The sequence below is a fragment of the Dolichospermum sp. LEGE 00246 genome (genome assembly GCF_015207865.1).
Taxonomy (GTDB): Bacteria; Cyanobacteriota; Cyanobacteriia; order Cyanobacteriales; family Nostocaceae; genus Dolichospermum; species Dolichospermum heterosporum.
The window spans coordinates 1-12,566 of the sequence record NZ_JADEWA010000118.1 but is presented as its reverse complement, the minus strand read 5'-3'; the positions used below and the strand labels follow the sequence as shown (position 1 = coordinate 12,566).

Genomic DNA, 12,566 nt, shown 5'->3' with positions numbered 1-12,566 from the left:
GATTTCTGCTCTATTACAAAATCCAGATGTCAGTAATAAATCTATAGATATTCCGATTTTTGGTAATGCCAAAATATTAAGAGATGATGACATTACTCTTACATGGCAGGGAAAACATCTTCATTTTGTGAAACTAGAACTTGAGTTTGGTCAAACCATTTATTGTAAAGTTGAGCGTGACTTTTCTCATACTTCAAAAAAAGTAGAAGAATTGCATACAAAAAGTCAATCTATAATTAATTCATTATCTGCTTTAGACGAATTTAAAAATATTGTTGAAAGCAGTAATTTTAATTCTGAAGTAATATTAGATATATTGAGAGAATTGAAATTTGAACGAAAAGATAAAGCAATATATAATGCTTTTATGACATGGTTATGGGCATCTCTACCTAATAAAAATCAGTAATCATAGATAATGATTATACTTCAATTTACTTGTGTTTATACAAACTAAAGGTACAACAGCTTACTCTAAACAGGCTTTTGAGACTCAGCCATCTCAGTAAAAGTCATCAAACACCGTTGACAAACTCCTAACTCCCATAAAGCAGGTATTTTAAACCTAGCATCACAATTGGGACACTTGGATAGTAAACGCAAATTATGGCGATCGCATCCCCCAGTTTCCTTAAACTGCCACTTAATCTGGTGCCAAGGTGTTTCCGCATAACAAGCACCACATAAACGAATGGGTTCATGCTGCATACCCACCCCAACAGGTGGCAGCATTTGGACTAACCTTTGGGCATCCACTTCCACCACAGATGCGACAGCCTCCAACTCTTTTTGACTAGGACGAGGATTAAAATGAAACCTTTCCCACCGTGCTATTACTGCACCAATCCCAGCCAAATTACCCAACCCAGCAGCAGATAAATGATTAGCCCGTCTAAAACGACCTAGAAAATGGCTCAGGCTTTCCCCTTCATAAGGTTGGATGATAAAAAGCCAAGGCTTAACATCTGGTGCAGTCATCACTTGTACTCCTGCGCCACTTCCTGTAAAACAGCCTACCGGAAAGCGACAGTCAATTTGTCATTATGAACATATACAAAAACTTTTTTTAATCAGTAACGCGACAGTTAATTTGTCATGTTCATGGGAAACGACATTTATTTTGTCACTAACTGGATTGAAGTATAATATCGTTAAGACGCTAAAATCCTTGTAAAGCAAGGATTTATAAAATGACATTAATTTGTCACAATGACAGATAATTAGTCACTGTACAACTGGGGTTTCTCCAGAACGAATCGCACTTGCTGGTATCCCGGCTGTACCCCAAACAAATAAGCCACTTGTACTGAGCTTGTCGAAGTATCTGTTGGCTGGGAGTATCATTGAGATATCGAAATTTTTGTTTTGCCATCTATAATTGCTCGGATCTTTGTACCAACAGGAATGACTGCATTCTGACCTTTAATAAAAAAACCAAGTGGACTGACAAGGGCGAATACAGCGATACTGACTCCTACGTTTCCACCACCTTCGCTATTTCGCCCTGCCAGCAATGATATCTTCGTGCCGTCTACTGCTGAGGTTGACAAAATTTTGAGAGAAAGTTTTCCTTTTCGACCAAATAATCCTGATTTTTGTGCTTCAGCAATTTCAGCACGAGCTCGCGTTCCTGCTGTTATTACTGCTTTACCTTCTACAATTACATCTTCATCAACCCGCAAGTTAACTAAATCTCCTGTTCTTGCTGTTTTGCTAGAAAGCTCATCAAGTGTGGAAAGGATAATCTCGGTTCCGTCAGGAATAGTAACTTCAACGGGATTTGGTGTTACTGATGGGGAAGGATTGTACGTTGGTACTGGACTAGGCACAGGTTTCACAGTCTGAGCTTGCACCCAAGGTTGATATGGAGTGATAATATTTGAGGTCAAAGCCACAGCAGTTAAAGTTGCAAAAAATGTAGTCCTCATTTTCAAAGTCATGTTTTCTCTCCTATTGTGGTATTCATGGTTTTGATTAATTATTAGTGTTAAAGTGATGTATGTCATATCTGTAACAACATCATTAATTCACACGAGTATAATTGTGACACTAATGTTTACAAGTGTCAACATTAGTGCGATCGCCGATCTTGTAGGTTGGGTTGGGGTACAGCAGACGAAGCCATTATCAAGCTGTCGGGGTTATCGTGAAAAGTTAAGGAAATAGGGGTGAAATGAGCATCCATTCCGAAACTTACGCTAAGGACTTGATGACCTGTTTTTAACATTCTCTTTACCTACGAGATACCTGTACCAATTGAAGTCTCTGAAATTTAGGAGCCTCAACCCAGTGCTGTGTCGTATGAAATTGTTGTACCAAATAGAGTTTGGGTAAATTGGTACGTTGAGAATTACCAAAAATATTGATTGACAAAATACTTATCCAGTAAAGGTTACAGCCTTAGCGTAACTTTCTGTACGATTGCTCATTTGACCCCGATGCTATAAGCGTAAGGCGGTGGAACTTTAAGTAAGTATCCACAGCCTTATACTGTTTAGGCTAACCGTTATCTTGATTGGACAAATCTTCTGAGTCCACAGATATATCTTCTCTCGGTGCAGCTACTTTTACCATTGCATGGCGGAGTACACGATCGCCAAAATAATAGCCCCGAACTAACTCTTCTAAAATAGTTCCTTCTGGATGTTCGTCGGTTGGTTCTCGCATCACAGCTTCATGCAAATTCGGGTCAAATTCTTGACCTTCAGGGCGCATGGGTGCTACACCTAAACGTTTGAGACAATCCACCAATTGTTTATAAACCCCTTGATAACTCTTATGAATTGTCATTTCACCATCGCCTTGGGGTTTGAGGTGCGCTCGCGCTCGTTCAAAATTATCAACGACAGGTAGCAATTCCGTAATTGTGTTGCGCTTTACCTGTAGGTCAATTTCTTCTTTTTCTTTGGCAGTTCGTTTGCGGTAATTCTCAAAATCTGCGGCAATTCGCATATATTGAGTGCTACGGTCTTCCAATTGAGCTTTAAGGGTTTCAATTTGCTGAGATAAATCTGCTAAGACAGAGATATCTACTTCGATGTGATTGGCTGTAGCATTACCATTTTCTTCAGTGAGTATATTATCTCCCTGTTCATTTATTTGGTTTGCTACTTGCTCATTAGCTTCGCTGCTAGAGTCTTGGGGGTTAATTTCGGACGGGGAGTCACTTTTCATAAGAATATGTGGTAAGTGGAAAACTCAGTCACTGAAGTGCTGAGAAGAATGGTTTGCGGTAGACTTAGGCGTTTTTGGTAACTTTAGCAACTACTTGCTACATCTTTAGTTGATTCGCCCAATTCCTGGTTTATCCAACAGAATTCAGGAGTCACCGAGTCAGAATCCATTCTGAATTCTGTGCGAGTGGCGGATGAATAACCGGGTTTAAGATCCCCACCAAATCCTAGATTTGGTGGTCTTCAATCGTTTGTGGGTCTGAATCCCCGACTGATTGATTCTGACTCCTGAATTCTTCTTTAAATAGTTTACCTGTTTATTTTCGTTTACTATTATCTACCCATCCTAGATGCTTTTAACAGCAGAAATTTAACAGGCTATCAGCATTCGGCCTTCAGCCTTCAGCGAGTAAGGTAATTATGGGTTTAATTCCGTGTTTAGCAACACGATGGAGGTTGTCTTCGTTACCTATATTTCAGTAGGATGTGATCTTCCTGTTATTCTATGGTGATAAATTGTCAATATAAAAATTTTTACATCAAAAGGTTGTTGGCTAGAATTTAATACAGTATCAATGAGAAGTATATACCACCGTGAGGGAATACTTAAAGAAGAGATTCCCCTACCCTAACCCACTTGCTTATGACTTACTCATCACCACAAGGGCGCAGTACGGCGATAACTATCAGAACTGAGTTTTCGCCCTTTGCTAATAAACTAGTAGCATCTGGCTATATCAATAATGAACAAATGAGACAGGCTGTAGCTACGAGCCGCAAGACTGGCAAGCTACTGACAGAAGTATTAGAGTCAATTACTGACCGAAAATTAGCTCCTGAACAGGTAACAGCATACAAAAAACAACACTTATTTGAACTTAAAATTTTATACGGTATTGAGTCGCTTGATACTGAAATCAACGAAATTGATACAACAAATGTGGGGATGCTGATTCAAGAACTCATTCCTGTGGAGCTATGTCGTCGCCATTATCTAGTGCCATTGTCAAGACATGATGACCAACCGTCACCTTATATTTTAATGGCGATGGTTGACCCAGATAATTTAGAGGCTTCTGATGATCTTAACCGAATTTTGCGTCCTAAAGGTTTGTCTTTTCAGCGGCGGGTAATTACGCAGAAAGATTACTTGGGCATCATTAATCAATACTTAAATGAGCAAGCTGCCCGCCAAAAGACCTTAGATCAACAAAAAAATTATGATGTTAAGGGGGATTTAGACAATTTAGAGAATCTGGAAATAGAGGAAAGTAGTGATGATGATGTTGATTTAGATAAGGCGATGAAGGGTGCTGATGATGCACCTATTATTAAACTTGTGAATCGGATTTTGTTGAAGGCTTTAAGTGAGGGTGTTTCGGATATTCACATTGAACCCCAGGAAGAATATTTACGGATTCGTTTCCGTAAGGATGGGGTATTACGTGAGGCATTTGAAAATATGCCGAAAAAAATTATCCCGGCAGTAACAGCCAGATTTAAAATTATTTCCAATTTGGACATTGCCGAGAGACGTTTACCTCAAGATGGACGTATCCGCCGGATATTTGCGGGGAGAAAGGTGGATTTTCGGGTAAATACTCTACCTAGTCGTTATGGAGAAAAGGTTGTTCTCCGGATTTTAGATAACTCCTCTACCCAATTGGGTTTAGATAAGTTAATTACTGACCCAGAAACCTTAAAAATTGTTCAGGATATGGTTAGTAAGCCCTTTGGGTTGATTTTGGTGACAGGACCAACTGGTTCGGGTAAAACGACTTCGTTGTATTCGGCACTGTCAGAAAAGAATGATCCGGGGATTAATATTAGTACGGTAGAAGATCCGATTGAGTACAGTTTACCGGGGATTACTCAAGTACAGGTAATTCGGGAAAAGGGGTTGGATTTCTCGACGGCTTTGCGGGCTTTCTTGCGTCAAGATCCAGATGTGTTGCTGGTGGGGGAAACACGAGATAAGGAAACTGCAAAAACGGCGATTGAGGCAGCATTAACCGGTCACTTGGTATTAACTACTTTACACACTAATGATGCGCCGGGAGCGATCGCTCGCTTAGGAGAAATGGGTATTGAACCGTTCATGGTTTCCAGTTCTCTCATTGGTGTTTTAGCACAACGTCTAGTTCGTCGTGTCTGTTCTGAATGTCGGATTGCCTATAGTCCCACCATTGAAGAACTCGCTCGCTATGGTTTATCAGCTTCCCAAGAGGCTCAGGTGACTTTCTATAAAGCCAATATTATCCCACCAGAAGAAATAGTCAGCCGTAAAAATCTTTGTTCAAGATGTAATGGCATTGGCTACAAGGGGCGTTGTGGTGTTTATGAAGTGATGCGGATTACTGAAGAATTACAAACCCTTATTAACAAGGAAGCACCTACAGAAAGGATCAAAGAAGTGGCTGTTGAAGAGGGTATGAAAACCTTACTGGCATACAGTTTAGACCTAGTTCGCCAAGGTGCAACTACCCTAGAAGAGGTAGAACGGGTAACATTCACAGACACAGGTTTAGAAGCTGAATTAAAGGCTAAACGCAAAAGTGGTCTGACTTGTCGGACTTGTACAGGGGAATTACAACCAGAATGGTTAGATTGTCCTTACTGTATGACACCTCGATTTACAGATTAACCACATATTTTGAATTGAGAGTTTGCAGTTTTTTATTGTTAATTAATGGGAGTGGAACAAGACTATGGAAATGATGATTGAAGACTTAATGGAGCAACTAATTAATATGGGTGGCTCAGACTTACACCTATCTGCTGGTTTGCCTCCCTATTTTCGGATTAGTGGACATTTAACACCTATTGGTGAACATACCTTAACTGCTGATGAGTGCCAAAGGTTAATTTTTAGTATGCTCAATAACACTCAGCGCAAAACCTTAGAGCAAACCTGGGAATTAGATTGTTCTTATGGTGTAAAAGGACTAGCTCGGTTTCGGGTGAATGTCTACAAAGAGCGGGGCGCTTTTGCTGCTTGTTTACGAGCATTAAGTTCTAAAATTCCTAACTTTGAAAAATTAGGTTTGCCCGATATAGTTCGGGAAATGACGGAAAAACCTAGAGGATTAATTCTCGTTACAGGTCCAACTGGTTCTGGTAAAACTACTACCCTAGCGGCAATGATTGACCTAATTAATCGGACTAGGGCAGAACACATTTTAACAGTTGAAGATCCTGTAGAATTTGTTTATGAACCTATCAAAAGTCTAGTTCACCAACGCCAATTAGGGGAAGATACGAAGAGTTTTGCTAATGCTTTGAAAGCAGCTTTACGGGAAGATCCAGATATTATTCTCGTGGGAGAAATGCGGGATTTAGAAACAATTGCTTTGGCAATTTCCGCCGCAGAAACAGGTCACTTGGTATTTGGTACATTACATACAAGCTCTGCTGCACAAACCGTTGACCGGATTATTGACGTTTTCCCCTCAGAAAGACAAACTCAGGTGCGGGTGCAGTTATCTAACTCCTTAGTTGCAGTTTTTAGTCAAACTTTAGTACCTAAGAAAAATCCCAAAGCTAATGAATATGGTCGAGTTATGGCTCAAGAAATCATGGTGATTACTCCCGCTATTTCTAACTTGATTCGGGAAGGAAAAACAGCACAGATTTATTCAGCTATTCAGACTGGTGGTAAATTGGGAATGCAAACTCTAGAAAAGGTTTTGGCTGATTTATACAAAGCTGGAACTATTTCTTTTGAAGCGGCAATCTCTAAAACCTCTAAACCAGATGAAGTCCAGCGTCTAATTGGTGCGACAGCCCCAGCAGGAGCTAAATTGCGTTAACAGGTAATAGGCAGGGGAACAGGGGGAAATGTTTACCAATTACCAATTACCAATTCTAAAATTTTAAATTAATATTATGCCTACCTACGTTGCTCGTATTCGTGATTCTCAAGGAAAATCCAGAACTGAAAAATTTACCGCTGATTCCTTGACTGATGCTCGGACTAATCTTAGAGACCAAGGTTTTGTTGTTCAAGAGTTAAAGGAATCTCAAAGCTTGGCTTCTCGGTTTGATATCCAGAAAATTCAGAATTCCTTTGTTAAGGTTTCTGTAAAAGATAAAGCGGTTTTTTCTCGTCAATTTGCTGCTTTGGTAAATGCAGGTGTAGCCATAGTTAGAGGCTTGGGTGTACTCTCTGAACAGTGTGGTAACCCTAAGCTTAAAGCGGCTTTAATTGAAATTAGTGCTGATGTTCAAACTGGAGTTAACCTCTCCGATTCCATGCGTAAACATCCTGATTGTTTTGATGGTTTGTATGTGAGTATGGTACAAGCTGGAGAAATTGGGGGTGTGCTAGATGAGGTTTTAAATCGTTTAGCTAAACTATTAGAAGATATGGCACGGTTACAGAACCAAATTAAATCGGCTATGTCTTATCCAGTGGTAGTAGGGTTTTTGGCAACTGCTATCTTTGTAGGGATGACAGTCTTTCTAATTCCCATTTTTGCCGCCATTTTTAAAGATATAGGTATAGAATTACCACCGCTTACGCAATTTTTGATGGACTGTAGTTCAATATTGCGAAGTTACTGGTCTTTATTGATTATTGGGATTTTATTTGCATTATCGTTTGCCTATAAGCAGTATTACAAAACCCCTTTTGGTAGGTTAAATATTGATGGTATTGCTCTGAAATTACCTTTGTTTGGTGATTTAATTCAAAAATCTTCCATTGCCCGTTTTAGTCGGACTTTTGGTTCATTAACTCGTTCTGGAGTACCAATTTTAACTTGTTTAGAAATTGTGCGAGATACATCTGGAAACCAAGTTATTGCTAATGCTATTGACGCTGCTCGTGAAGAAGTTCAACAGGGGGGGATGATTAGTGTGGCTTTGCTCAAAGAATCGGTTTTTCCTGGTATGGCAATTCAGATGATGAGTATTGGTGAAGAAACCGGTCAATTAGATGGAATGTTGATGAAAGTTGCTGATTTCTATGAAGACGAAGTAGAACAGGCAGTTAAATCGCTTACTAGCGTTTTAGAACCCGTGATGATTGTGGTATTGGGGGGAATGGTAGGGACAATTTTGTTGGCTATGTACCTGCCGATGTTCAAAGTATTTGAAAAGATGGGTTAAGGAAGGATTGAAAGATGAAGAATAAAGAGTAAATAAGCAAGTTTAATCTTTTATTCTTCATACTTTATATTTTTATATTTGAGAAAGATATGACTTTACAAAAATCTGTTTATGAAACCAGTTTAGCTGAGTACAGCAATCATTTATCGGCGATCGCTCTCCTTAAAGAACATCGTCCCTATTTGGAGATGATTCCTAGTCTCCGTCGTCCTGCCGAAAGTGTCATTACTATCACTTTACCTATTGTCCGTATCCGTGATCTAGAAACTAAAACCTCACAAACCACCAGTTTACCCTGTGATATCGCTATAATCATGTGTGACCCGGAATGGAAAATTAAAACCGGTGTGGAGATTTTGGTTTTTATTCATCGTCCCCATGAAGACTTTTCTGATTTATTGGGAAGATGGAGACAAAGCCAAGTTTACTTAGATAAAGAATATGAATGGATTATGCACCCTCGTCACAGTCATATTTTGAGTGAAGGTACTAATACCATTTATCCTCTGTTTGTAATTTTTAATCAAACATCAGAACGGATTCAAAGAGGTTTAGTAGGTGTAGACTTACCTTTTGTAAAACAAACGCCGATAACTTTGGAAGATCAAGAATATCAAGTATCTTATCAAGAAAATGTCGAAAACCCGTAAAGTTATGCCCGGTTTTAGCTACCTTTTTTGACAATGTGTGATTAATCTAGACTAATTATTGTATCCTGAATAAAAACTCAGTGAGTGGTTATCTTAATATGGGTCAAATCACCCAATTCTATTACACAGCACAACACAAACCAAACCAATTGATTTATGGTAGTGGTCAAACCGCAGTGATTACAGGATGGATGGTGAAACAAGCGATCGCTAAACATCTACAATCAAATGAATATGCTGTAATCGGACAGTTATACTCACCTACTAGAGGTATCAACTTACTAATTCGCAACTTATTGCTAAATCCTCATGTGCGGTATTTAGTTATTCTCAACGCTACCAAAGAAGATAAAAATGCTGGTGCTTGTCAATGTTTAAGTGATTTCTTCCGTCATGGTGTGGCAGAAAGTATTAGCGACGCTGGGCGAAAATCTTGGGTAATTTGTTCTCCTATTCCTGGTTATATTGATATTGATATTGATATCAATGCCTTGGAAAAATTACGCCATTCCGTAGAAATTCAAGACGCTACATCAATTGCTGATGCTGTCGAAAAAATTCAATATTACGCCCAAAAAGAAACCGTTGCACCTTGGGGAATACCTGTAGAATTTCCTATGACTACAGTTGAACCAACTGTTTTACCAGGAACACGCTATGGACACAGAATTGAAGGTAAAACAATTGCTGAAACTTGGGTAAAAATCATTCATAGAATTAAAACCACTGGTACAATTAGACCCACTGGCTATGATGGTAAATGGCAAGAATTGATAGATTTAATGGCAGTTGTCACCGAAGAACCGGAGGATTTCTATTTTCCCGAACCCAATTATTTACCCATAGATAGAAGTTTTCTAGAAGAATATATTTCGCAAATTTTAGATGATGCACCCAATCGAGAAGGAGTAAAATATACTTATGGGCAACGTTTACGTTCTTGGTTTGGACGTGATCAAATTGAACAAGTCATTGAAAAATTAGCCAATGATATTGATTCTGCGAGGGCTGTAATGTCCTTATGGGATGCTAGTCAAGATGATAATGACAATCCCCCTTGTCTAAATCATGTTTGGGTGAGAATAGTTGATAATGAACTATCTTTAACTGCAACTTTTCGTAGTAATGATATGTTCTCAGCTTGGCCAGCAAATGCTATGGGATTAAGGGCTTTACAAATGTATATTTATAATTCTTTGGTTAAAAGAACTGCTCATACATTAAAAATGGGGGCATTAATTACTATTAGTCAAAGCGCCCATATTTATGATGACTGTTTTGAAAATGTCGCCAATGTCATTTCATCTCAATATCTTAAAATATCTCAACAAAAAGACTATTTTGATCCTGCTGGTAGTTTTATTATTACTATTCAGAATCATCAAATTATTGTCGAACATACAACTCCTGGTTCTGGAGAAGTAGTTAATTGTTATTCTGGTAAATCTGCACATAAACTTTCCCAGCAAATATTCACAGATTGTCCGGGTTTACAAGTTTCCCATGCCATGTATTTAGGTGTGGAATTGCAAAAAGCGGAAATGGCTTTGTTAATGAAAGAACAGTTTATTTATGAACAGGATAAACCAGTAAAATTGCAGCTATACTCAAAACGGTTGGAATCTGGACTTTTATAAAATCACGAAAAACCTAGATTTGTAGGGGTTTAGTAATGTTCAGAAGCAAGTCGAAACCCAAGGGGAACTCCAGCTTGATGAAATTACCCTCACGTTAAGTAGTGAGACAGAATTAATTACACAATGTCATTGCGTTAGCCATATGGAACGAAGTGAAATGAAGCAATTCCAAGGGTTGTGATTGCTTCCCTTCCCTCGCAATGACTGTAAATATTTTTGTCCAATTACTTACCGACCTAGAACAATGGCTCAAAGCTCATATAAACTTGATCTAAGCTACTTTTTTTAAATTTTAATTCTACCCTGCGGTACTGGCTTATAATTGCCAAGGGGCTAATGCTCCTGTACTTGTAAGTCCAAGGGGGATAGATGACAATTAAACGGTTGCTGTTAATTGGGCTAACTTTGTTAGCGATAATGTTGTCAGGGTTATCTTTATTAAGTAGCTGGCAAAAACCTCAGTTCCAGAGTCGTCTAGAATTGTACCAGACGAATATTGTCTTACAAGCTCAGGCATGGCAACCAGAAGACAGTAGCGACGAAAGTATTCAAACATTTCAAGAATCTATTCTCGGTGCTAATCCTAAGATGAGCGCAACAAAGCAATATCAAGAAGCGAGTGAATCTGTCAAAACTAGTTTAGAGGCAACTAATAAAAAATTAGTAAAACTGCAATCTTCGCCAGCAACTCCAGTTTCCGCAGAAGAAAAAAGTTTACAAAAATCTATCCAACAACAAGAAAAATTATTAGCAGAAGTAGATTTGCGGCTGGGAATTTTACAAGCACAGCAACAGCAAACAGACAATGCTATTAAAACTTGGAATCAATTACAGCAATCATCAAATATCAATTCTAAATATCAAGAAACTGCCCAAGTATTAAGCGGAATGTGGAGTCAACCTCCCCAGTTATTTCCTAAAGCTGAACAGCTAATTCAACAAAATTTAGATAGTTGGTTTCGTTCTACGGCGTTAGAAAAATTATATCAACTTCAACAACGTCAGGAAGCTTTATCCTCTCTGAAAATTGCCCAACAAGCAGCGGCAGCCCAAGCATTGTTAAAATTAGCGGTAATTGCGACTATCCCCACCTTGACAGCTTTTCTAGGGCTAATTCTGCTGCTTTTCTTATTGGTTCAACGATTGCTTAAAGGTCGAGAATCCATACTAGCTACAAATAGTGATTTAGTTTGGTCAACTCCTTGGAATTGGGAAATAATTATTCAGGTTTTTGTCCTCGGATTTTTCTTAATGGGACAATTATTTATCCCCGAATTATTATCTATTTTACCTATTCCTCGTGGTACAGGAAATGCCAGAATTGAAGCTTCTGTAGTTTTAGTTAGTTATATGTTAGTGGCTTTTGGTTCTTTGTCAGTTCTATATTTTTCCATTAGGCGTTTTTTCCCTCTTCCTAACAACTGGTTTCGCTTCAATTTCTTTGGTAATTGGGTTTTGTGGGGATTCGGTGGCTATTGCACGGCTTTACCGATTGTGGTAGTAGTATCACTGATTAATCAAAAATTGTGGCAAGGACAAGGTGGCAGTAATCCACTTTTGCAAATGGCACTAGAAAGCCGGGATAATACTGCATTAGGCATATTTTTCTTTACCGCAGCTATAGCTGCACCATTTTTTGAGGAGTTTCTATTTCGAGGTTTTTTATTACCATCTCTGACTCGTTATACTTCGGTTTGGGGGGCAATTTTGATCAGTAGTTTGTTATTTGCCGCTGCTCACCTCAGTTTATCAGAAATACTCCCGCTGACAGCATTAGGAATAGTCTTAGGAATAGTTTACACGCGATCGCGCAATCTACTTTCTTCTATGCTTCTCCACAGTCTTTGGAATAGTGGCACGTTAATTAGTTTGTTTCTTTTAGGTGGTAATAATTAGGGTTTGCTGAAAAAGTTATCTGTGAGGGCTGGTAGTCTGTCAACCCGAAAATGACGGGTGGAGGCAAGTAGGGGGAGAAGAGAGGTAGGGGGGTAGGGGAG

11 protein-coding genes are annotated in these 12,566 nt (G+C 38.9%); 7 read left to right on the top strand and 4 right to left on the bottom strand.

Annotated elements, in window-relative coordinates; all coding sequences use genetic code 11:
* Positions 1 to 409, top strand: a 409-nt coding sequence (locus IQ228_RS10455; protein WP_193962815.1) for a hypothetical protein, incomplete at its 5' end; no start/stop codon positions are given.
* A gap of 65 nt (positions 410 to 474) precedes the next feature.
* Here the strand turns inward: IQ228_RS10455 and IQ228_RS10450 are convergent.
* From IQ228_RS10450 to grpE, 4 genes are all read right to left on the bottom strand, one after another.
* Entirely contained in the window at positions 475 to 978 is a 504-nt protein-coding gene (locus tag IQ228_RS10450; protein ID WP_193962814.1) for a TniQ family protein, read from the bottom strand.
* A 362-nt stretch (positions 979 to 1,340) separates the two neighbouring features.
* Entirely contained in the window at positions 1,341 to 1,940 is a 600-nt protein-coding gene (locus IQ228_RS10445; RefSeq protein WP_027401139.1) for a hypothetical protein, read from the bottom strand.
* A gap of 131 nt (positions 1,941 to 2,071) precedes the next feature.
* Entirely contained in the window at positions 2,072 to 2,227 is a 156-nt protein-coding gene (locus IQ228_RS10440) for a hypothetical protein (RefSeq protein ID WP_160170591.1), read from the bottom strand.
* Positions 2,228 to 2,499: 272 nt separating this feature from the next.
* A complete protein-coding gene (gene grpE, locus IQ228_RS10435) occupies positions 2,500 to 3,174 on the bottom strand; it encodes a nucleotide exchange factor GrpE (RefSeq protein WP_027401138.1) in 675 nt (224 codons plus the stop codon).
* Between the two features lie 642 nt (positions 3,175 to 3,816).
* Here grpE and IQ228_RS10430 point away from each other — a divergent pair.
* From IQ228_RS10430 to IQ228_RS10405, 6 genes are all read left to right on the top strand, one after another.
* Entirely contained in the window at positions 3,817 to 5,817 is a 2,001-nt protein-coding gene (locus tag IQ228_RS10430) for a GspE/PulE family protein (protein WP_027401137.1), read from the top strand.
* 64 nt (positions 5,818 to 5,881) lie between these two features.
* The gene (locus tag IQ228_RS10425; RefSeq protein WP_053539894.1) at positions 5,882 to 6,982 is read left to right on the top strand and encodes a type IV pilus twitching motility protein PilT; all 1,101 of its coding nucleotides are present in this window, start codon (positions 5,882 to 5,884) and stop codon (positions 6,980 to 6,982) included.
* Between the two features lie 76 nt (positions 6,983 to 7,058).
* A complete protein-coding gene (locus IQ228_RS10420; protein ID WP_027401135.1) occupies positions 7,059 to 8,282 on the top strand; it encodes a type II secretion system F family protein in 1,224 nt (407 codons plus the stop codon).
* Between the two features lie 89 nt (positions 8,283 to 8,371).
* The gene (locus tag IQ228_RS10415) at positions 8,372 to 8,932 is read left to right on the top strand and encodes a hypothetical protein (RefSeq protein WP_193962813.1); all 561 of its coding nucleotides are present in this window, start codon (positions 8,372 to 8,374) and stop codon (positions 8,930 to 8,932) included.
* 98 nt (positions 8,933 to 9,030) lie between these two features.
* Positions 9,031 to 10,569 carry a thymidylate synthase gene (locus IQ228_RS10410; protein WP_051424227.1) on the top strand — a complete coding sequence of 513 codons (1,539 nt, stop codon included), beginning with the start codon at positions 9,031 to 9,033 and terminating at the stop codon, positions 10,567 to 10,569.
* Between the two features lie 369 nt (positions 10,570 to 10,938).
* Positions 10,939 to 12,465, top strand: coding sequence for a type II CAAX prenyl endopeptidase Rce1 family protein (locus tag IQ228_RS10405; protein ID WP_027401133.1), 1,527 nt, complete (start codon positions 10,939 to 10,941; stop codon positions 12,463 to 12,465).
* The last annotated feature ends 101 nt before the right edge of the window (positions 12,466 to 12,566 follow it).